Genomic DNA, 20,954 nt, shown 5'->3' with positions numbered 1-20,954 from the left:
GGCGTAAAACCCGCGCTTTTTTTGTTACATCTCAGAAAAATTGAATAAAAATCAAACTTTTGAGTGTTCTGTTAACATCTAATTGATGTTGTTGTCACCAAAAGTTACATTTTGACTGATTTGACTTACAAGGATGGTTATATGCGGTCACTTTCGGTTCAGTGGAAAATTACCCTGATGGCGGGTTTTGCCTTACTGGCAACCGCTGCAGTACTCACCAGCCTCTCGTTTTACTTTTCGGGACAAAGCCAGCAACTGGTCAGCCAGCAATCTTTCAGTTCGCTTCGCAATCAGTCGCAAGAGCTGGTAAAAGCACAGGCTGAAAGACAGGCGATTTCTGTCCAGCAATTTTTTGATGAAGCGTCACACCGGGCAGAGATGCTGGCCCAGAGTGTCCTGTTTCTGAAATATAACGCGGAAGAAAATTATACCAACAGCGCAGAACTGCGCGGCTCGATCACCGAGTTACTCCGCCGCTCTGTCAATGAATTTGCCAATATTCATGGCGCATTTGTGGTGTTTGAGCCAGATGCTCTAGATGGTGAAGATGGTAATTACGTTGATGCCGCCTATGTGGGAGCCAATGCGACGGGGCGATTCTCACCCTATTGGTTCCGTGGCGAAAGTGGCGACGCCGAACAACGTATTATCAGTGAAGCGAAAATTAGCGATAAGGCCACCAATGCCTGGTATACCTGCAGCCTCAATGGCAGGGAATCCTGCGTTCAGGATCCGGTATTTTCGACCGATAATGGTCAGAATGTGCTGCTGAGCTCGATTACTATCCCATTGATTGCCAATGGTAAAGCCATAGGTGTGATGGGCATCGATGTTAAACTGGATTCCTTGCAGAGTGTCATTAATACCGTTGACGAGAACCTGTTTAACGCCAGTGGTAAGGTTTCTCTGGTCAGTCAGAACAGTACTGTGGTTGCCTGGGACCAGGCCAGTGGCAGGGTGGGCAGTACGGTAATATCAGGCGATGGCCTGCCTGCAACGCTGACCGACTGGCTCAGACAGGGCAAACAAGTGGTGGGCTGGAGTCAGGATCAAACCTGGCTGACGGCTTACAATCCGGTTGAACTGGGCCAGACAACCTGGGGCGTGGTCATTCAGTTACCGGCTGAAAAAGTGCTGGCTGAAGCAATGAGCTTGGATCATGCGATTCAGAAACAGCGAGATGAATCTTCCGCCATTCAACTGCTTGCGAGCCTGGTGATTGCCGCGTCAGGCCTGCTGATGCTGTGGTTTGCCGCAGCCCGGCTGGTAGCCCCGATTCGCCAGATAGCTGAGCGACTGAAGGATATTGCCTCGGGAGAGGGGGATTTAACCCAGCGCCTTGATGTCGGCCAGCAAGACGAACTGGGTGAATTGGCAACCTGGTTTAACCGCTTCCTGGATAAATTACAGCACACCATCTCACAAGTGATCATTGCGGTTGATGAAGTCGGCACAACCGCCAATGAAGCTGCGCAGGTGGCCAGCCATACCCGTGATGGCAGTCAGGCGCAGTTTAAAGAAGTGGATATGGTGGCGACGGCTTCTGAAGAAATGTCGCAGACGGCCGAGCAGGTTGTCAGTCATACCGAAACCGCTGTTGGCGCTGCCCGCGATGCAGACTCTGCTGCTGTTGAGGGTCAGGGAGTGATTCATGCCTCTGCTGAGTCAATGAACCACCTGGTCTCCCGGATGGAAACGGCGGTTCCTGTTGCTCGTGATCTGGAACGAAACAGCGAAGACATCAATCAGATTCTGCAGGTGATTGCCGGCATTTCAGAGCAGACAAACCTGCTGGCCCTGAATGCGGCCATTGAAGCGGCGCGTGCCGGAGAGCAAGGCCGGGGATTTGCAGTGGTCGCGGACGAGGTGCGCCAGCTAGCCAGCCGTACTCAGGATTCTGTCGGCCAGATACGTAATGTGATTGAGGTGCTGCAGCAGGGTACCCGTGATGTGGTGAATGCGATTGAAGAAGGCAATCAGCTGGCAGGCGATACCGCGCATCAGGTCAGTGAAGCTGTGGCGAGCCTGAAGCGTATTACCGAGGCGGTCCGCGCCATCCAGTCAATGAATGAGCAAATCATGCATGCTGCCGGAGAGCAACGTGCGGTCGCCGGAGAAGTGAACCGTAACGTATCGAATATCCGTGAGCTGAGTGAGACTATTTTAGGACAGGCTGAAAACTCGGCCACTATAGGTCAGCGCTTAACGTCCTTGTCTCACAAACAGCAAGAGTTAGCGGGTCAGTTCAAAGTGTAATAGCGCCAGACGCAGCCAGTGTGATCAAAAAAGCCCGCATCGCGGGCTTTTCTACCTTAAGGGGACGCTGATTTAGTCGGCCTGATGCCAGTACCCCATGTTGACCCATTGGGTCAGCAGTGAAATTAAGGCTGAGTTATTGATGAGCTCACCCACCTCTGCAATAGAGAAACTGCCCTGATTGCATAGCCAGTCGGCGGCATGTTCGCAACCCGCGGGTAACTCGTAGCACTCGCCATCAATATAGACGGTGTGTGGATGCCCCTGATGGTAAAAAGCGCGCAGACCGCCAATCTTAAAAAACGTTTCGCCCTGCATCAGAGCGCCCACGATTTCATCACCAGACCAGGCTGGATCGGCTGCGATCACATCCATGTTATGGCGACTCAGGCTTAAATATTCTCCCAGCCACTGATTCATGGTTTCCGGTTGTTCCATCAGGCTGCGCATCATGGCGATCAGATCCTGACATTCGCTGGCTGGCAGCTCGCCGACTTTGTCACGAGCCGGAAGATCCGGGTTGTGATAATGTTGATCGCCCAGTTCATTTTCGATGATGAAATCAGCAAAGCTGCTCAGCAGCTCCTGTTGTTTCGGTGAACGGAATCCCATTGAGTAGCTCATTGCGGTTTCCAGCGCGTAACCGTCATGGGGGAAGCCAGCGGGAATATAAAGTATATCGCCCGGCTCCAGCACTTCATCAATGATGGGGTCAAACCCGGTGATCTGGCGCAGGTTCGGGTGACGGAAGCATTCTTCGTAGTTATCTTTGCGCGGGCCGACACGCCAGCGGCGTTGTCCTGAACCCTGAATAATGAATACATCATACTGGTCGAAATGCGGGCCGACACCGCCGCCTGGCGTGGAGTAGCTGATCATCAGATCATCAAACAGCCAGCCGGGCATGGCCTGAAACGGTTTTACCAGTCTGGCCGCGCCGCTGTGCCAGTGGTTGGCCGCCTGGACCATGAAAGACCAGTGATCATCCGGCAGGTTTTCAAAGCTCAGTGGCCCTTGCTCTACCTGCCAGTTTTCACCCTGACGTGAGATATAACGAGAGTCGACTTCTTCTTCCATCGCCAGTCCGGCCAGTTCATCTGGCGAGATAGGGTCAACGAAATCGGCAAAACCGCCTTTAATCACTGTGGGTTGCTTTTGCCAGTAAGTCGATAAGAACTCGCTGAACGAGAAGGTAAATTGATACATAGTCTTCATCGGTTAGAAATTTGAGGGGGATTATATCAGTGAATGGTGGCAGAGCGGCAGAAACTAAAAAGGCCAGCAGTCTATGCTGGCCTTGAGAGACGGAAAACAAGCCTATCAGAGTTGATCGGTCAGTTTAACGGCATCACCAATGTAGTTAGCTGGTGTCATGGCTTTCAGGCGTGTTTTCTCGTGTTCCGGCAAATCCAGACCATCGATAAACTGACGCATACCTTCGCCGTCGACACGCTTGCCGCGGGTCAGCTCTTTCAGCTTCTCATACGGTTTTTCGATACCGTAACGTCGCATCACTGTCTGTACCGGCTCGGCCAGCACTTCCCAGTTTTTGTCCAGCTCGGCTTCCAGTGCCGCCTGATTGACTTCCAGCTTGCTGATCCCTTTCAGGGTTGATGTGTAAGCAATGATGGCATAACCGCAGCCCACACCCAGGTTACGCAATACTGTGGAGTCGGTCAGGTCACGCTGCCAGCGGGAAATCGGCAGCTTTTGAGCCAGGTGGGCAAAAATAGCATTCGCCAGACCCAGGTTGCCTTCCGAGTTTTCAAAGTCAATCGGGTTGACTTTATGCGGCATGGTGGAAGAACCGATTTCACCGGCAATGGTCTTCTGCTTGAAGTGGCCCAGTGCGATATAACCCCAGACATCACGATCAAAGTCGATCAGGATAGTATTGAAGCGGGCAAAGGCGTCAAACAGTTCAGCGATATAATCGTGTGGTTCAATTTGTGTGGTGTACGGGTTCCAGTCCAGACCCAAAGAGGTGACGAATTCTTCGCTGTACTGGTGCCAGTCGATGTCCGGATAAGCAGAGAGGTGCGCATTGTAGTTACCAACGGCGCCATTGATTTTACCCAGCAGCTCAACCTGTTCAATCTGACGGTACTGACGTTCCATACGGTACGCCACGTTCGCCATTTCTTTACCCATGGTACTTGGAGAAGCAGGCTGGCCGTGTGTGCGGGACAACAGAGGAACTTCACGGTATTCCACTGCCAGTGCTTTAATGGCGTCAATCACGTTACGTACTTCAGGCAGCATGACTTGCTCACGCGCTTCTTTTAGCATCAGAGCGTGTGACAGGTTGTTGATGTCCTCAGAAGTACAGGCAAAGTGAATGAATTCATTCACCGCGTGCAGCTCAGGCTGATCAGCCACTTTTTCTTTCAGGAAGTACTCCACGGCTTTCACATCGTGGTTAGTCGTGCGTTCAATGGTTTTGATACGCAGGGCATCTTCTTCGCTGAATTCAGCGGCAATACGATCCAGGAAGGCATTGGCTTCAGCGCTGAAGGCTGGAACTTCCGCGATAGCGTCAGTCGCTGCCAGTTTTTGCAGCCAGCGAATTTCAACGATGGTACGGTATTTCAGCAGACCAAATTCACTGAAGATACTGCGCAGTGCGCTGGTTTTGCTACCGTAGCGGCCGTCTACCGGGGAAACAGCAGTCAATGCTGACAGTTCCATGATGTCTCTCTCCTGATTAAAGGGTTATAGCTGAGTTACAGAACGCCCAACAGGCGCTCACTGAGAATAATGTTTAGCTTCGGGCCTGAATGATTTTTGCCTGTTCAAGCATCTGTTTGCGGCCAAAGATCAGATGACGGCGCTTACCGCCGACCTGACGCCACAATACTGCACTGCGAACTGCGGCCAGCAGCAGAGCTCGTACCTTGTGCTGCACATGCTGTTGCTGCAGCTGAGCCGGTGTTCCTGTGACCTGAATGCGCGGTCCTAGCGGGCTGATGATATCGAGATAGACACTCGCCAGGTTGCTGATCATCTGCTCATCAAGCAGGTCGAAATGATCCAGCTGGCGTTTCACCATATCAATCCGATCACCCAGTTGCGCCATACTGTCGCGACGGCTGGCCAGCTTACGTTCCAGCGCCATTACGCTGACCAGATAGCGGGTAATTTCACTGCCTGCCGGTGTATTGTCGATTTCGTTGATCATGGTGCTGAGGCCTAACCTGAGGTCAGCTTCTTCACCAAAAATTTCAATCACGTTGTTTGGATTAGTCGAGGTCAGGGTGCGTAAACAGGTGACGAAAGCGTCGTTATCACAAGTACCTGTGCGAGCAACAGTCTGTACTAATTTCACTGCCTGGCAAATGCCTGCAAACGCAATGGTTCTGTCATAAATTGTATAAGCCATGGACTGTCCCTTTAAATCCGCTCTTCAATGATGCCGCCGCCAAGACACACATCACCCTGATAAAACACAGCTGACTGGCCTGGTGTTACTGCGATTTGTGGCTCATCAAAAATGACTTTGATGCTGTTGTCATCGACAGGAATAATGGTGCAAGGCGTATCCTGTTGACGATAGCGGGTCTTCACTGTGCATTTTACAGGCTCACGAACCGGTTCGCGATCCACCCAGTGCAGCTGAGCGGCGACCAGACCGTTAGAGAGCAGGCGCGGATGATTTTTCCCTTGTCCGACAATCAGCAGATTATTTTCAATATCTTTATCAACGACATACCAAGGCTCATCTGAGCTGTCTTTCAAACCACCAATCAGCAGACCTTTGCGCTGGCCCAGGGTGTGGTACATCAGTCCCTGATGCTGTCCGATAACCTTACCGTCTTCAGCCGTGACAATATCGCCTGGCTGCGCAGGCAGATATTTACCCAGAAATTCGGTGAACTTGCGCTCTCCGATAAAACAGATACCGGTAGAGTCTTTTTTCTTGGCGGTGACCAGCCCTTGTTCTTCCGCGATGCGGCGTACTTCCGGCTTTTCAAGCTCACCAACAGGGAACAGACTGCGAGCAATCTGATCGTGGCTCAGGGTGTACAGGAAATAGCTCTGGTCTTTGTTGTTATCCAGTCCGCGTAACATCTGCGCTTTTTGACCTGGCTGGGTAGGGAAAGTGCGACGGGTATAGTGACCCATGGCAATATAATCAGCATCCAGCACTTCATCGGCAAACTCCAGGAATGCCTTAAATTTGATTTCTTTGTTACACAGAATGTCAGGGTTTGGAGTACGGCCAGCTTTATATTCTGCAAGAAAGTATTCGAACACGTTGTCCCAGTACTCAGCAGCAAAGTTGATCGTATGAAGATGAATGCCCAGTTTGTCGCACACAGCCTGTGCGTCCGCGAGATCTTCTGCCGCTGAGCAGTACTCGTCATTGTCATCTTCTTCCCAGTTCTTCATGAACAGGCCTTCTACCTGATAGCCCTGTTGAAGTAGCAGGTAAGCAGAAACCGAGGAATCGACGCCGCCGGACATGCCGACAATAACTTTTTTCTGGCTGTTATCTGACATTTTTCTCTTCAATCTTGAATAAGTGATAAGGGCGTAATTCTATCAGAAAGCTGCGAACTGAAACAGATCGAGAACCGCTTCACACTTTATTCATCTTTCATCGGCAATTTTAGCTGTCAGCTTGCACGATTACTCGTTAATCACCACTAACGCAAACGTTTGCTATTTGCCGGCAATGATAGTGTAACTCTCCGCTAATGTGTAGTGTTTTAACAAAATTAACGCGCCGGTGAATCTCCCCTGCCAGCCAGTCATCGTCAGCGAGTGACTTCCCGCCATTCACCGGGAGCCAGACCATCGACTGTCCAGTCTGCCATCTGGTAGCGGATCAATCTGAGAGTAGGGTGCCCTACATGGGCTGTCATGCGACGTACCTGCCGGTTACGCCCTTCTCTTAAAGTAATGCTAAGCCAGGTGGTAGGGATATTTTTACGTTCACGTATCGGCGGATGCCTGTCCCAAACCTCAGGTGTGTCAATGACAGTGACATCTGCCGGCAACGTCATACCGTCTTTTAACGTTACGCCTGTGCGCAATGCTTTGAGCTGCTCTTCACCCGGCGTGCCTTCTACCTGTACCCAGTAGGTTTTAGGTTGTTTGGAGCTTGGCTGAGTCAGACGTGCTTGCAGGATACCGTCATTGGTCAGCACCAGCAGGCCTTCGCTGTCCTTATCCAAACGCCCTGCCGCATAGACATCTTTTACCGGGATGTAGTCGGCCAGCGTTTTGTCTCCCGGCTCTCCGCTAAATTGCGTCAACACATTGAATGGCTTGTTAAAAAGAATAATTTTCTGCGGACCACGTTGGCGGCCAGCCTGAGAGGCAGTGCGTGATTTTCGCGGCTTGGTGCCAGGCTGACGGGACGGGTTACGATCGTCGTTCCGGGTGGTGCGTCGGGTACGTTGAGTTTTCATGGCGATACAAAGTAAAGGGGGATAAGTATTTTGTGAGCGCACCATTATAACGTAAAAAACCACCCATGGCGTGCTGGTGAATTTTCAAGTATGATTCCCCCGCATCTTACAAAAAGATAACAAACGGACGCTAGGAGAATTTAATGGATAGTAAAGTAGTTGTACCAGCAGAAGGTCAGAAAATTGCCCTTGATGCCAATGGTAAGCTGGTCGTTCCTAACAACCCGATCATTCCTTTTATCGAAGGTGATGGTATTGGCGTTGATGTAAGCCCTGCAATGATCAAAGTGGTTGATGCGGCAGTTCAGAAAGCTTACGGCGGCGACCGTAAAATTTCCTGGATGGAGATCTACACCGGTGAAAAATCGACTCAGATTTACGGTGAAGATGCTTGGCTTCCACAAGAAACGCTTGATTTTATTCGTGAATACAAAGTTGCAATTAAAGGTCCACTGACTACACCTGTTGGCGGCGGCATTCGTTCTCTGAACGTTGCACTGCGTCAAGAGCTGGATCTGTATATCTGTGCTCGCCCGGTTCGTTATTTTGACGGCGTACCAAGCCCGCTGAAACAACCTGAACTGACTGACATGGTTATCTACCGTGAAAACTCTGAAGATATCTATGCGGGTATCGAGTTCAAAGCGGGTACAGCTGAAGCAGATAAAGTTATCAAGTTCCTGCAAGATGAGATGGGCGCGACTAAGATCCGCTTCTCTAAAGATTGCGGCATCGGTATCAAGCCTGTATCTGAAGAAGGTACTAAGCGCCTGGTACGTGCAGCAGTCCAGTACACCATCGACAATGACCGTGATTCACTGACGCTGGTTCATAAAGGCAACATCATGAAGTTTACTGAAGGTGCCTTTAAAGACTGGGGTTACGAAGTAGCGAAAGAATTCGGTGCTGAGCTGCTGGATGGCGGCCCATGGATGACGCTGAAAAACCCTAACACAGGTAAAGAAATCATCATCAAAGACAGCATTGCTGACGCATTCCTGCAACAGATCCTGCTGCGTCCGGCTGAGTATGATGTGATTGCGACGATGAACCTGAACGGTGACTACATTTCGGATGCACTGGCTGCACAGGTTGGTGGTATCGGTATCGCACCGGGTGCAAACATCGGTGATGGTGTTGCGCTGTTTGAAGCCACTCACGGTACTGCACCTAAGTATGCTGGTCAGGATAAAGTGAACCCGGGTTCTCTGATTCTGTCTGCTGAAATGATGCTGCGTCACCTGGGCTGGACTGAAGCTGCAGACCTGATCATCAAGTCTATGGAAGCGGCAATCCGCAACAAGACTGTGACTTACGACTTTGAACGTCTGATGGACGGTGCAACACTGCGTAAGTGTTCAGAGTTCGCCGACGATATGATTGAACAAATGTAAGTCAGTTTAATTGCTTTGAGAAAGGCTCGGCTTCGGCTGGGCCTTTTTGTTTTTACTCGATTATTTATCTCATGGCCTGTGAAAAGCATGTCCCTGGCATTGTGTTGTTTCTACTAGATCGGTCATAATTAGTTCACAAGCGCTTGTTCAAAACGATAAGAAAACGTGGCCTGAATGGCCAGTTGTTAACTGATTTGTTAATTACTTGTTTTCCTGTGTTTTATTCACTGTTTATTCATTTAATTGTCAATGAAGTGGTGATGAATAGGTACAACCAGAGATGAAATGATTGAAGAGTAAGTTGTCAGTAGGGTGGCAGAGGCAAAACTAAAGGTGAGCAGTCGCCCACCTGAATAAAGTGATGTAAATGTGTCAGTTACATTTATTTACTGGCGCTTTCAACATCGATGGGGACGATTTCACTGGCGTGATAGCCTTTCGGGCCAGTTTGAACGGTGTAGTTAACTTGTTGACCTGCTTTCAGCGTTCGATATCCTTCCATCTGGATAGTTGAATAGTGTGCAAAGATATCGCCTTCACCGTTTTCAGGACAAATGAAACCGAAGCCTTTTGCGTTGTTGAACCATTTAACTGTACCTGTTGCCATGCTTTTACATCCCTCTTTGCATTCAATTTCCATTTAGCATTTATTTATCAGTACTGTTTTAACATGACTTGAATATAAATGCTATTTTGATGCAGTTAGTATCTACTACAAGGTACACTTTAGTAAAAAGACTTAGACAGTCAAGCAAGACTTGTAACATTTGGATGAAATCTTTTTTGTCCGTCGCAATCTAGCAACCGATTGAACAAATGACTAAGATGAGATTATGAGTAAGTTAAGCGAAAGGATTAACCCTGAGTCAGACATACTTGATAAGGAGGACACTCAGGTTAAGCCGCCATCGATGTATAAAGTGATTTTAAATAATGATGATTACACACCGATGGATTTTGTGATAGAAGTGTTACAGAAGTTCTTCTCCATGGACTTGGAGAGAGCAACACAGTTGATGCTGGCTGTGCATTATGAGGGGAAGGCAGTGTGCGGTATTTTTACTGCCGAAGTCGCTGAAACCAAAGTGGCTCAAGTCATGATGTATGCAAGAGAGCATGAACATCCGCTACTGTGTACCATGGAAAAAGCCTGACTTTTTCCGGCACGCCAAATCAAGTGGTATTTAGGGGAGGTGCCTTATGCTAAATAAAGAACTTGAAACCAGTCTCAATGGTGCCTTCGCGCGGGCAAGGGAAAAACGCCATGAGTTTATGACGGTTGAGCATCTGCTGTTGGCGCTACTGGAGAATCCTGCTGCCCAGGAAGCCCTGTTAGCGTGCCGTGCTAATCTGGACACCCTTCGAAAAGAACTGGATGCCTTCATTGAACAAACCACGCCATTAATCCCTGCCGATGACGAAAGCAGGGAAACCCAGCCAACGCTGAGTTTTCAGCGCGTATTACAACGCGCGGTTTTCCATGTACAGTCGTCGGGTCGCAGCGAAGTGACCGGTGCGAATGTGCTGGTGGCTATCTTCAGTGAGCAGGAATCGCACGCGGCTTATCTGCTTAAGAAAAGTGATATCAGCCGTCTTGATGTGGTGAATTTCATTTCTCATGGCACAGTAAAAGACAGTGACAGTGATGATTTGAACCAGTCAGAGGTCAGTCCCGATGATCCTCGTGCAGAAGGTGGTGAAGATCGCCTGGAAAATTTTGCTACCAATCTTAATCAATTGGCCCGGGCCGGTGCGATCGACCCGTTAATTGGCCGTGAGTATGAGCTTGAACGTACCGTTCAGGTGTTGTGCCGTCGTCGTAAAAATAACCCATTGCTGGTCGGTGAAGCCGGGGTGGGTAAAACGGCTATCGCGGAAGGCCTTGCCTGGCGTATCGTTGAAGGTCAGGTCCCCGACATTATCAAAGATTGTGTTATCTACTCGCTGGATATCGGCTCCTTGTTAGCCGGCACCAAGTATCGTGGCGACTTTGAGAAACGCTTCAAAGCGATTTTGAAGCAGCTTGAGAAAGAAGAAAAAGCCGTACTGTTTATCGATGAAATTCACACCATTATAGGCGCGGGTGCGGCTTCTGGTGGTCAGGTTGATGCGGCTAATCTGATCAAGCCTTTGCTGAGCAGCGGTAAAATCCGTTGTATGGGGTCAACCACCTATCAGGAATACAGCAATATCTTTGAGAAAGAGAGAGCGCTGGCTCGCCGATTCCAGAAAATTGATATTGTTGAACCTTCATTGGACGATACCACGAAAATCCTCATGGGGCTGAAAACGAAATACGAAGCCCACCATGAAGTCAGGTACACCAATAAAGCCATTCGGGCAGCGGTTGAGCTTTCTGCTAAATATATCAATGAACGTCATTTACCGGATAAAGCGATTGATGTCATTGATGAAGCCGGTGCGCGTTGCCGTCTGGCACCTGTCAGTAAGCGTAAGAAAACCATCAATGTCAGCGACATTGAAGCCATGATTGCGCGTATTGCCCGGATTCCTGAAAAATCGGTTTCTTCCAGCGATAAAGAAGTTCTGCTGAACCTGGACAATAAGCTCAAAATGCTGGTCTTTGGTCAGGACAAGGCAATCGAAGCGCTGACCGAAGTCATCAAACTTAGCCGTGCCGGATTAGGGGCAGACAATAAGCCCGTAGGTTCATTTCTGTTTGCCGGCCCGACAGGGGTAGGTAAAACCGAGGTGACGGTGCAACTGGCGAAAATGCTGGGCATTGAACTGCTGAGGTTTGATATGTCTGAGTATATGGAACGCCATACTGTCAGCCGTTTGATTGGTGCACCTCCGGGTTATGTTGGTTTTGATCAGGGTGGATTGCTGACTGATGCCGTGATCAAGCACCCGCACTCGGTTGTGCTGCTGGACGAAATAGAGAAGGCGCATCCGGATGTCTTTAACCTGCTGCTGCAAGTGATGGACAACGGGACCCTGACGGATAACAACGGACGTAAAGCGGATTTTCGCAACGTAATTTTGGTGATGACGACCAATGCCGGTGTTCAGGAGACTGTACGTAAATCCATTGGTCTGGTGCAACAGGATCACAGCCATGATGCGATGTCGGAAATCAAGCGGGTCTTTGCGCCTGAATTCCGTAACCGTCTGGATAACATTATTTGGTTTAATCACCTGGAAAAAGATGTTATCAATCAAGTTGTTGATAAATTCATTGTTGAGTTGCAGGCCCAGCTGGATGCGCGTGGTGTCTCCATGGAAGTGTCAAACGAAGCCCGCGAGTGGCTGGCAGATAAAGGCTACGACAAGTCTATGGGAGCCCGTCCAATGGCCAGGGTGATTCAGGAAAACCTGAAAAAACCGATGGCGAACGAGTTATTGTTTGGCTCGCTGGTCAATGGTGGCTCGGTGCGTGTTACTTTGAAGGATGATGGCACACTGGATTTCCGCTTTAGCAGTGAAATGGAACCTGCGCACTAAAGCTTGATTATCCAGCGGTCACTGCCAATAAAAACGGGACCTGAGAGTCCCGTTTTTTATGCCTTAGTGATTAAGGCGATAGTAATGTGTACTTCGCAGCAGGGCCAGTCTGATATCACCAGCCCGGCGCAAATTAGCGCGAACGGAAGACGATGCGGCCTTTAGACAGATCGTAAGGAGTCAGCTCAACTGTCACCTTGTCGCCGGTCAGGATACGGATGTAGTTTTTGCGCATTTTGCCAGAGATGTGTGCAGTCACTACGTGACCGTTTTCCAGCTCAACGCGGAACATAGTATTAGGTAGTGTATCCAGTACAGTACCTTGCATTTCGATTACGTCTTCTTTTGCCATTGAATCCTCTTAGGCTACCGTGCCTTGCATCTTATTGGGCCGGATAATGCCTTGAAACTGTTTAAGTGTAAAGTTCAGGCCCGCAATTTTACCCTCGCTGCTGCTCTTTGTCAGCTTTTGTTGCAAACTTCGTTCCTTTTAATGAGGCTGAGGAAGGGGGAATAAATAATAATCTTATTGCCATTTGCCCTGAATCAGCTGTTGGTAAGGCTTGAAGCGGGTTTTATAGTTCATCGCAGGACAGTCATCAATCTGGTAACCAGGGTAGAGCCAGCGGCGTCCGGTATCCCGGCAGTACTGGATTTGCGTGAGCACGCAGAGGGTTCCGAGCGATAACGGGTAGTTCGGCTCGAAGAAGGTATAGACAGCGCTCAGTGCCTGGTCAAAAAAATCGGTGACGGCGACGGCCAGCAATTGCTCATCCTGATAGAGGTGCAAAAAACGGGTTTCTACCCAGTTTGCCTGGCAAAACTCAAAAAACTGCTTTCTGCTTGCCGGGTACATGGCCCCGTGCGCGTGTCTTTCCCGGATATATTGCTCGTAGAGAGGGAACCAGCCATCATCAAGCTGGCTTTTGAATTCTGCCCGAAAGCCATTAAGCTGTTTTAACTGTCTTTTCTGGCTTTTGCTGGGAGTGAAGTTGGTACAGTCAACGCGAAGGGGAGTACAGGCATGGCACTGGTCGCACATAGGTTTATAAATGGCCTGACCGCTGCGACGATATCCGCAGCCGAGCAGAGCGCCATAGCCAGAAGCCGTTAGCCAGCGATGGTCAACAACTACGCCAAGTTGCTCTTTTTGCTCAGGCAAATAACTGCAGCTGATTTCCGGAGTAAAGCCTAAACGTATTGTGGGAAGACTCATGATAACCTACTACGCAATGACCTGGGGCGAATAACAACCTGATTTAAGTATGGCGCATCTCTGTTGATCCAAGGTTTGCAAAAATGCGTCACGAGATACATCCCGGGCGCCCAGAGAGGCGAGGTGTGAGTTCATAATCTGGCAGTCGATAAGGCTGCCGTTATGAGCGCTGAAATGCCGGCAGAAATGCCAGAGTGCGATCTTGGAGGCATTGTCGGCGAGAGAAAACATGGATTCGCCGCAAAAGACAGTACCTACACTAATGCCATATAAGCCGCCAACAAGCTGGCCGTCATGCCAGACTTCAACGGAATGGCAATGGCCCTGGTTATGTAAGTGCTGGTACGCTTTAATCATGGCGGAAGTGATCCAGGTGGCATCAACACCGCGACTGTAAGCGCATTTCTCAATGACCTGATGACAGGCATGGTTGAGAGTGACCTGATAGCCTGATCTGCGGTAAAACTTTTTCAGACTCTTACTTGGCTGAAACATCTCTGGCAGGATAATCGCTCTGGGAGACGGGCTCCACCATAACAGGGGCTCACCCTCAGCGTACCAGGGGAAGATGCCTTGCCGGTAAGCATGAATAAGCCGCTGGGCACTGAGATCACCACCAAATGCCAGCAGGCCATTGGGATCATCAAGCGCCGTGCTCGGATGGGGAAACTGTAAGTCGACTGAGTCGAGCTCAGGCAAATATATAGCCATATAAATACAATGTAGGTGGAGAATATCAGTATGAGAAAGTGGTTATGGTTCGTTTTGTTGTTTACATGCGTATCGCAAGCCGCGCCTTATAATCGAAATCAGGCGCGTCCAGTCAATCAGGTTGTTTTCGGCCAACTGGAAACGGTACGTTATATTACCCAGCAGCAAGTGGTCAACTCCGAACATAACGGCTGGCAGACTTTATTGGGTGCAGTGGTGGGCGGCTTGATAGGTAACCAGTTCGGAGGCGGGCATGGCCGTGAGGTGGCGACCACTGTTGGCGCTTTGGCGGGGGCTGGGATTGCCTATAAAAATCAGCATATTGGCCAGTCAATCCGGCAGTACAAGCTGGTGGAATTGCTGATAAAAACGGATGAAGGCAAGTTGGTGGATGTGATTCAGGATATTGATCCGACTATGCTGTTTCAGTCAGGCGATAATGTCCGGATTCTCTATTTTGATGAAGGGGTCAGAGTTGACCGCACTTATCCATAGCCTGAACCGGTGAGTTGGAACGAGAAAAAGGCGCTGGAATCGCTCCAGCGCCTTTCTGCTACTAGTGTTAAACCCTGCGCCAGAGTTCAGTGTAGCGCCCGTTCAGAGCCATCAGGGATGCGTGATCACCACGTTCTATGATGTCGCCCTGATCCATCAGGCATATCTGATCCATTTGCTCCAGCCCCACCAGACGGTGGGTGATGAAGACGACTGTTTTATTCGGCATGTGCTCGAACAGCAAAGACAGAATCTGTTGTTCAGTCCGGCGGTCCAGCCCTTCGGTTGGTTCATCAAGCAGTAAAATAGGGGCATCATGCAAAAGCGCTCGGGCGATTCCCATACGGCGGCGTTCGCCCCCGGAAATTTGCCGTCCGCCATCACCCAGCCAGGTATTCAGGCCATTACCATCCAGCAGTTTCGCCAGTCCGACTTTGGTCAGTACGGTTGTCAGCTCGTTGTCGGTTGCATCCGGTTTTGCTAATTGCAGGTTATCCCGAACTGTGCCGTTAAAGATATCAACACGCTGGCTGACCACACTGACAGCATCACGCAGTGCTGCTTCCTGCCATTGACAAAGCGGTGTGCCATCCAGTGTTATCTGGCCCTGCTGCGGGTCCCAGTTACGGGTCAGCAATTGCAGCAGGGTTGATTTACCGCAGCCTGTGCGTCCAAGCAGCGCCAGTTTTTCACCGGCTTTGAGCTCAAGAGTGACATGGTTGAGCACGGGTTGTTCGCTGCCGAAGTAGCTAAAGCTGACGTCTTGAATCTTAATCTCGCCCCTGACACTGGCTTGATGGCCCTGAGGATCAAATTGTGTGTCGGGTGTGGCATGAATAATTTCATTCAGGCGTCTGGCCGAGGATAGCGTTTGTCCCAGATACTGGAAAGCCCCGGCAACCGGCATCATCAGCTCAAAGCTGGCCATAGTGGCAAAAGCCGCCAGCGCAATCATAGGATCGGGCGTGCTGCCTCCCACACCGTCAGCCGCTAACCATAGCATAAGTACCAAAGACCATCCGGTTGCCAGCATTAACATTGCATTTGCCATCCCTGTCAGGCTGGCCATGCGACGTTGTGCCAGCAGCAGCTGACTTTGTTCACTCAGTGTCCGCTCCCTGTACGCTGGCTCTGCGTTAAACAGTAAGAGCTCAGCCTGGCCCTGTAACCAGTCGAGCAGGCGTATTCTGAATCCGGCTTTTGCCATCGTCAGCGTTTCACCGTGCTTCTTGCCCAGTTTATAAAAAATAACCGGCAGAGAAAGTAGCAGGGTAAACAGCAGACATCCGAGAACCAGGCCAAGCGCCGGGTCAAACCAGGCCAGAAAGCCGCTTATCGCCAGTATACCGATCACCCCAATCAGTAAGGGGCTGATCAGCCGCAGGTAGACATGGTCCATTGCATCCACATCGGCAACCAGGCGGTTGAGCAAATCGGCATCACGCAGATTGGTCTGACGACCGGGAATCAGCGGAATGAGCTTACGAAAAAAGAAAATGCGCAGATCAGCCAGCAGCTTAAAGGTTGCATTGTGGCTGACAACACGTTCACCCCACCGGCCAGCAGTACGGGCGATGGAAAAACCGCGCACACCCGATGCAGGTAACATATAGTTGAAGGTTTCGCGGGCAATCGTCATACCCGCAACAGCGGAAGCGGCCAGGAACCAGCCAGACAGTGTCAGCAGGCTCATGGCAGCCAAAAGGGTCGCCAGGCCCAGCAACATACCCAGAGTCAGGCCAAACCAATGACGACGGTAAAGTTTAATGTAAGGGATTAAATCACGCATCGAGATCCCTCTTATCTGTGTGTGACAACATGTCTGCTAATAAGCCTTCGCGGCTGATCTGGCTGAAATGGCCCTGTTGAACAATGTGGCCGTTTTCCAGAACCAGCACCTTATCCATATTGCTCAGCTGGTCGAGACGGTGGCTGATCATCAGAGTCGTCTGGCCTTGTGTTGCCTGATTAAGGCTCTGTTGCACCAGCTGTTCGCTGTTAGCATCCAGGCTGGCAGTGGGTTCATCCAGCAGCCAGAAACTACCGTTCTGAAGCAGGGCGCGGGCGACGGCCAGTCGCTGTGCCTGACCCACGGACAAACCAGCTGAACGATCACCGACCGGATGATCCAAGCCCCGTTCCAGATGTTGAATAAACTCATTGGCGAAGGCATTGTCCGCTACTTGCCGGACATGCTCGTCAGTGGCGTTTGGATTACCCAGCATAATGTTATCGCGAATGCTGCCGTGGATAAGCAGCGGGTTTTGACCAACCCAGCTGATAGCCTGGCGCCATTGAGCCGGGTCGATATCGCGCAGTTCAGCACCATTTACTTTGATGCTGCCTTCATAGGGCAGAAAACCCAGCAGGGCATTCAGCAGGCTGGTTTTACCTGCCCCACTGGGGCCAACCAAAGCCACTTGTTGTTTGGCATCAATATCAAAACTCAGCGGCCCTGCCAGAACCTGTCCTTGCGGGCTCAGCACTTTAACGTCGGTCAGACTGATGCGGATGGTCTCGGGAGAGGGCAGCGGCTGTTCACCCTGACTCATGTCGTCGGCTTGGGTATTGAGGAAAGCGACTATGGATTCTGCCGCGCCAATGGCTTGCGCTTTGGCGTGGTAAAAGGTGCCCAGATCTCTCAGCGGCTGATAGAACTCAGGGGCTAATAACAGAATAAAGAAACCAGTGAACAAAGTGATCGGCAGGCCATAATGGCCGAAATCCAGCTCGCCAATGAAAGAAAAACCAAAATAGACTGCGACCAGCGCAATGGAAATGGCCGTGAAAAATTCCAGAACGGCTGATGACAGGAAGGCCATGCGCAGCACTTCCATGGTGCGTTTGCGCAGTGTATCGGCGGCATCATGCAGATTTTCTGCTTCGGCGTCTGCACGATTGAACAGTCGCAGTGTTGCCAGGCCCTGCAGGCGGTCATAAAAGTGGCCGGACAGACGCTGCATGGCGGTAAAGTTGCGCCGGCTTGCATCGGCCGCTCCCATACCGACCAGTGCCATGAACAAGGGCACTAACGGCGCTGTGATCAGGAAAATCAGACCGGCAGCCCAGTTAAACGGGAATACCGCCACCAGGATGACGACCGGAATAAGGACAGACAGCGCCATCTGGGGGATATAGCGGGCAAAGAAATCCTGCATTTCTTCGACCTGTTCCAGAATCAGGCTGGCCCAGGAACCGGCAGGCCGGCCTTTGATAAACGCCGGGCCAAGCTGATGCAGTCGCTGAATAATCAACTGGCGGATATGCAGGCGGATATGCTCACCGCACCGGTATCCAGCCACTTCACGGCCCCAGCTGCAGGCGGCACGAAGTGCAACCACAGCGATCAGACCTGCAAAATGTGTGATCAGCTGGTATTTGTCAGTCTGTTCAATGATCAGTTGCTGCAATATGTAGGCGAGCAGTCCGGCCTGGGCAACCAGGAGTAGACCCGACAGGAATCCCATGCCGACACTCAGCATGAGCCAGGGTTTGGCAAGCTTGCTTTGCGATTTTAACCATTTGGTCAATTCGCGCTGTAATTGTTTATCCATTTTTTAAAGTAGCGCTGTATGGTTGGTCAAATTCTGGTTTCCCAAAGGGGGAAGGCAAAAAAGCCACGGTCGATCGCCGTGGCCGTAGTTTCAGTTTTACTTGCTGTTTAACGCGTCAAGGTAGCGTTCCGCATCCAGTGCGGCCATGCAGCCTGTCCCGGCAGAGGTAATAGCCTGACGGTAGATGTGATCCATGACATCACCGGCAGCAAAGACACCAGGAACGCTGGTTTGCGTCGCATTGCCTTCCAGTCCGGACTGGACTTTGATGTAGCCATTTTCCATTGCCAGCTGACCGGTAAAAATGCCGGTGTTCGGCTGGTGGCCAATCGCAATGAACACACCCATCACGTCCAGATCTTCCGTGTTATCAGACTGGGTTTCTTTCAGGCGTACACCTGTCACGCCCATGTCATCACCCAGAACTTCTTCCAGAGTGCGATCTGTGTGCAGGACGATATTGCCGTTATTGACTTTGTCCATCAGACGATCGATAAGAATTTTCTCGGCGCGAAAGGTATCACGTCTGTGTATCAGATGTACTTCAGAGGCAATATTTGCCAGATATAATGCTTCTTCTACTGCGGTATTACCGCCGCCGACTACAGCAACTTTCTGATTACGGTAGAAAAAGCCGTCACAGGTGGCACAGGCCGAGACACCGCGGCCCTGGAAAGCCTGTTCAGATTCCAGACCAATATATTTAGCGGACGCGCCGGTGGCGATGATCAATGCATCGCAGGTGTATTCACCGTTATCGCCTTTCAGAAGGAAAGGGCGCTGGCTGAAATCGGTTTCGTTGATGTGATCGAAAATGATCTCGGTATTGAATTTTTCAGCATGCTCTTTCATGCGATCCATCAGTGCCGGACCTGTCAGTCCTTCCGCGTCGCCAGGCCAGTTTTCAACTTCTGTCGTCGTGGTAAGCTGGCCGCCTTGCTGCATGCCAGTAATCATGACTGGATTGAGATTGGCACGGGCCGCGTAGACAGCTGCCGTATAACCGGCGGGGCCAGAACCTAGGATGAGTAGTTTACTGTGTTTTGCGTTACTCATTGTTTCTCCAGACTTAGTCAGCGTCACTTATCAATAAGGCATCGATTGTAGGGAAAATGCAGGCGTAAGGAAAGAGCAGACCATAGCTGTGCCGTAAACTCAAAGAAAAAGCGCCGGAAACTATGTTTTCAGCGCTCAGGTCAGCGAAACAGCACGGGCACATGTCAGTGCATGCTGAGGGCGACAGTCGGGTCGGTATAGTGAAGGTTAAAGGCCTCAGCCACTTCGCGATAAGTCACTTTGCCGTGGATCACATTTAACCCGGCGAGAAATCCGGGATCGCCCAGTAATGCCTGTTTATAGCCGTTCCCAGCCAGGTTAATAATATAAGGCAGGGTGGCATTGTTCAGTGCAAAAGCTGAGGTTCGTGCCACTGCACCGGGCATGTTGGCCACACAGTAGTGCACGACATTGTCCACAATGAAGGTTGGATTTGTATGTGTGGTCGGATGAGAAGTCTCAAAACAGCCGCCCTGATCAATCGCCACATCCACAAGGCATGAACCGTGCTTCATAGCTTTGACGTGATCGGCTGTGATGAGTTTAGGGGCCGCCGCGCCGGGAATGAGCACCGCGCCGATAATAACATCAGTATCCGGCACCAGACGGTCAATCAGATCGTCCGTGGAATAAAGCAGTTTCACTTTGCCCTGAAATTCACAATCCAGTGCTCTTAACGTATCCAGATTGCGATCCAACACAGTGACATCGGCCCGCATCCCCACCGCCAGACGGGCGGCATTGGAGCCCACAACGCCACCGCCTAAAATGAGGACTTTAGCCGGTTCTACGCCGGGTACGCCACTGAGCAGTAAACCTCTGCCGCCGCGGGAATTTTCCAGGGTTTGCGCAGCGGCCTGAACGGACATCCTGCCGGCCACTTCAGACATGGGCGCCAGTAACGGAAGGCGGCCTTTGTTGTCTTTTACCGTTTCATAAGCAATACAAATAGATTTGCTCTGAATCAGCTCCTTTGTTTGCTCATAATCAGGGGCCAGATGCAGATAAGTGAACAGAATTTGCCCTTCGCGAAGCATGGCTCTTTCGACGGTCTGGGGTTCTTTTACTTTAATAATTAGCTCTGATCTGGTAAAAACTTCTGAAGCAGTCGAAAGAATCGTTGCTCCGGCAGATTGATAATCTGCATCGGACAACCCTATACCTGCTCCGGCCTGGGTTTCAATCAGTACCTGATGACCCAGCGAAACCAGTTCTCTGACACTACTGGTAACAAGGCCAACTCGGTATTCGTGGTCTTTGATTTCTTTAGGCACACCGATGATCATGCTGTGCTCCTTGATCTATGTAGCAGGGTTAGCTATGGACAAGGTTGAAATGACAGAGCTAATGGCAGTATAGTTTGACTAAAAGAGTATTTGATACTAAATAACTA

18 protein-coding genes are annotated in these 20,954 nt (G+C 50.5%); 5 read left to right on the top strand and 13 right to left on the bottom strand.

The features are described from left to right. The first annotated feature begins 141 nt into the window (after window positions 1-141). Entirely contained in the window at window positions 142-2,256 is a 2,115-nt protein-coding gene (locus tag D6M16_RS08005; protein WP_120511340.1) for a methyl-accepting chemotaxis protein, read from the top strand. 72 nt (window positions 2,257-2,328) lie between these two features. On the opposite strand, the gene D6M16_RS08000 is transcribed toward D6M16_RS08005, so the two are convergent. The 5 genes from D6M16_RS08000 to D6M16_RS07980 all read right to left on the bottom strand — a co-directional run bounded on the left by D6M16_RS08000 (window position 2,329) and on the right by D6M16_RS07980 (window position 7,670). Continuing rightward, complete coding sequence (locus D6M16_RS08000) at window positions 2,329-3,462, bottom strand: ribosomal protein uL16 3-hydroxylase (RefSeq protein WP_120511339.1); 1,134 nt, start codon at window positions 3,460-3,462, stop codon at window positions 2,329-2,331. A 114-nt stretch (window positions 3,463-3,576) separates the two neighbouring features. Continuing rightward, a complete protein-coding gene (purB, locus tag D6M16_RS07995; protein WP_120511338.1) occupies window positions 3,577-4,944 on the bottom strand; it encodes an adenylosuccinate lyase in 1,368 nt (455 codons plus the stop codon). Window positions 4,945-5,017: 73 nt separating this feature from the next. Then, complete coding sequence (hflD, locus tag D6M16_RS07990) at window positions 5,018-5,635, bottom strand: high frequency lysogenization protein HflD (protein ID WP_120511337.1); 618 nt, start codon at window positions 5,633-5,635, stop codon at window positions 5,018-5,020. An 11-nt stretch (window positions 5,636-5,646) separates the two neighbouring features. Further along, window positions 5,647-6,756, bottom strand: a complete 1,110-nt coding sequence (mnmA, locus tag D6M16_RS07985) for a tRNA 2-thiouridine(34) synthase MnmA (RefSeq protein ID WP_120511336.1) — start codon at window positions 6,754-6,756, stop codon at window positions 5,647-5,649. A 257-nt stretch (window positions 6,757-7,013) separates the two neighbouring features. Further along, a complete protein-coding gene (locus D6M16_RS07980) occupies window positions 7,014-7,670 on the bottom strand; it encodes a pseudouridine synthase (protein WP_120511335.1) in 657 nt (218 codons plus the stop codon). 143 nt (window positions 7,671-7,813) lie between these two features. On the opposite strand from D6M16_RS07980, the gene icd reads away from it, so the two are divergent. After that, window positions 7,814-9,064, top strand: coding sequence for an NADP-dependent isocitrate dehydrogenase (gene icd / locus D6M16_RS07975; protein WP_120511334.1), 1,251 nt, complete (start codon window positions 7,814-7,816; stop codon window positions 9,062-9,064). Window positions 9,065-9,446: 382 nt separating this feature from the next. On the opposite strand, the gene cspD is transcribed toward icd, so the two are convergent. Continuing rightward, window positions 9,447-9,671 (bottom strand): cold shock domain-containing protein CspD, encoded by a 225-nt coding sequence (gene cspD, locus D6M16_RS07970; protein ID WP_027252772.1) that lies wholly within the window; start codon window positions 9,669-9,671, stop codon window positions 9,447-9,449. Between the two features lie 226 nt (window positions 9,672-9,897). On the opposite strand from cspD, the gene clpS reads away from it, so the two are divergent. Both clpS and clpA read left to right on the top strand, forming a co-directional pair. After that, a complete protein-coding gene (gene clpS / locus D6M16_RS07965; RefSeq protein ID WP_046218647.1) occupies window positions 9,898-10,218 on the top strand; it encodes an ATP-dependent Clp protease adapter ClpS in 321 nt (106 codons plus the stop codon). Window positions 10,219-10,264: 46 nt separating this feature from the next. Continuing rightward, on the top strand, window positions 10,265-12,529 hold the full coding sequence (gene clpA, locus D6M16_RS07960) for an ATP-dependent Clp protease ATP-binding subunit ClpA (protein ID WP_120511333.1): 2,265 nt from the start codon (window positions 10,265-10,267) through the stop codon (window positions 12,527-12,529). 133 nt (window positions 12,530-12,662) lie between these two features. On the opposite strand, the gene infA is transcribed toward clpA, so the two are convergent. From infA to aat, 3 genes are all read right to left on the bottom strand, one after another. Beyond that, window positions 12,663-12,881, bottom strand: coding sequence for a translation initiation factor IF-1 (gene infA / locus D6M16_RS07955; protein ID WP_027252769.1), 219 nt, complete (start codon window positions 12,879-12,881; stop codon window positions 12,663-12,665). 174 nt (window positions 12,882-13,055) lie between these two features. Then, window positions 13,056-13,745, bottom strand: a complete 690-nt coding sequence (locus D6M16_RS07950; RefSeq protein WP_120511332.1) for an arginyltransferase — start codon at window positions 13,743-13,745, stop codon at window positions 13,056-13,058. A 9-nt stretch (window positions 13,746-13,754) separates the two neighbouring features. Further along, window positions 13,755-14,456, bottom strand: coding sequence for a leucyl/phenylalanyl-tRNA--protein transferase (gene aat, locus D6M16_RS07945; protein ID WP_120511331.1), 702 nt, complete (start codon window positions 14,454-14,456; stop codon window positions 13,755-13,757). A 30-nt stretch (window positions 14,457-14,486) separates the two neighbouring features. Here aat and D6M16_RS07940 point away from each other — a divergent pair, with 30 nt between their 5' ends. Continuing rightward, complete coding sequence (locus D6M16_RS07940; RefSeq protein WP_120511330.1) at window positions 14,487-14,951, top strand: outer membrane lipoprotein; 465 nt, start codon at window positions 14,487-14,489, stop codon at window positions 14,949-14,951. Window positions 14,952-15,018: 67 nt separating this feature from the next. On the opposite strand, the gene cydC is transcribed toward D6M16_RS07940, so the two are convergent. From cydC to ald, 4 genes are all read right to left on the bottom strand, one after another. Then, a complete protein-coding gene (gene cydC / locus D6M16_RS07935; RefSeq protein ID WP_120511329.1) occupies window positions 15,019-16,740 on the bottom strand; it encodes a heme ABC transporter ATP-binding protein/permease CydC in 1,722 nt (573 codons plus the stop codon). Continuing rightward, window positions 16,733-18,505, bottom strand: coding sequence for a heme ABC transporter permease/ATP-binding protein CydD (gene cydD / locus D6M16_RS07930; RefSeq protein ID WP_120511328.1), 1,773 nt, complete (start codon window positions 18,503-18,505; stop codon window positions 16,733-16,735). Before cydD ends, cydC begins: the two co-directional genes overlap by 8 nt. 96 nt (window positions 18,506-18,601) lie before the next feature. Further along, the gene (trxB, locus tag D6M16_RS07925; RefSeq protein WP_120511327.1) at window positions 18,602-19,561 is read right to left on the bottom strand and encodes a thioredoxin-disulfide reductase; all 960 of its coding nucleotides are present in this window, start codon (window positions 19,559-19,561) and stop codon (window positions 18,602-18,604) included. Between the two features lie 164 nt (window positions 19,562-19,725). Next, on the bottom strand, window positions 19,726-20,847 hold the full coding sequence (gene ald, locus D6M16_RS07920) for an alanine dehydrogenase (protein WP_120511326.1): 1,122 nt from the start codon (window positions 20,845-20,847) through the stop codon (window positions 19,726-19,728). Window positions 20,848-20,954 lie beyond the last annotated feature (107 nt).

This window comes from Photobacterium salinisoli (genome assembly GCF_003614885.1).
GTDB classification, from domain to species: Bacteria; Pseudomonadota; Gammaproteobacteria; order Enterobacterales; family Vibrionaceae; genus Photobacterium; species Photobacterium salinisoli.
Note: the sequence above shows the minus strand (reverse complement) of the source record. Positions and strands in the feature narration are given on the sequence as shown.

Coding starts and splice junctions, on each gene's coding strand:
- D6M16_RS08005 (WP_120511340.1), top strand. CDS start 142: ATGCGGTCACTTTCGGTTCAGTGGAAAATTACCCTGATGGCGGGTTTT.
- D6M16_RS08000 (WP_120511339.1), bottom strand. CDS start 3,462: ATGTATCAATTTACCTTCTCGTTCAGCGAGTTCTTATCGACTTACTGG.
- purB (WP_120511338.1), bottom strand. CDS start 4,944: ATGGAACTGTCAGCATTGACTGCTGTTTCCCCGGTAGACGGCCGCTAC.
- hflD (WP_120511337.1), bottom strand. CDS start 5,635: ATGGCTTATACAATTTATGACAGAACCATTGCGTTTGCAGGCATTTGC.
- mnmA (WP_120511336.1), bottom strand. CDS start 6,756: ATGTCAGATAACAGCCAGAAAAAAGTTATTGTCGGCATGTCCGGCGGC.
- D6M16_RS07980 (WP_120511335.1), bottom strand. CDS start 7,670: ATGAAAACTCAACGTACCCGACGCACCACCCGGAACGACGATCGTAAC.
- icd (WP_120511334.1), top strand. CDS start 7,814: ATGGATAGTAAAGTAGTTGTACCAGCAGAAGGTCAGAAAATTGCCCTT.
- cspD (WP_027252772.1), bottom strand. CDS start 9,671: ATGGCAACAGGTACAGTTAAATGGTTCAACAACGCAAAAGGCTTCGGT.
- clpS (WP_046218647.1), top strand. CDS start 9,898: ATGAGTAAGTTAAGCGAAAGGATTAACCCTGAGTCAGACATACTTGAT.
- clpA (WP_120511333.1), top strand. CDS start 10,265: ATGCTAAATAAAGAACTTGAAACCAGTCTCAATGGTGCCTTCGCGCGG.
- infA (WP_027252769.1), bottom strand. CDS start 12,881: ATGGCAAAAGAAGACGTAATCGAAATGCAAGGTACTGTACTGGATACA.
- D6M16_RS07950 (WP_120511332.1), bottom strand. CDS start 13,745: ATGAGTCTTCCCACAATACGTTTAGGCTTTACTCCGGAAATCAGCTGC.
- aat (WP_120511331.1), bottom strand. CDS start 14,456: ATGGCTATATATTTGCCTGAGCTCGACTCAGTCGACTTACAGTTTCCC.
- D6M16_RS07940 (WP_120511330.1), top strand. CDS start 14,487: ATGAGAAAGTGGTTATGGTTCGTTTTGTTGTTTACATGCGTATCGCAA.
- cydC (WP_120511329.1), bottom strand. CDS start 16,740: ATGCGTGATTTAATCCCTTACATTAAACTTTACCGTCGTCATTGGTTT.
- cydD (WP_120511328.1), bottom strand. CDS start 18,505: ATGGATAAACAATTACAGCGCGAATTGACCAAATGGTTAAAATCGCAA.
- trxB (WP_120511327.1), bottom strand. CDS start 19,561: ATGAGTAACGCAAAACACAGTAAACTACTCATCCTAGGTTCTGGCCCC.
- ald (WP_120511326.1), bottom strand. CDS start 20,847: ATGATCATCGGTGTGCCTAAAGAAATCAAAGACCACGAATACCGAGTT.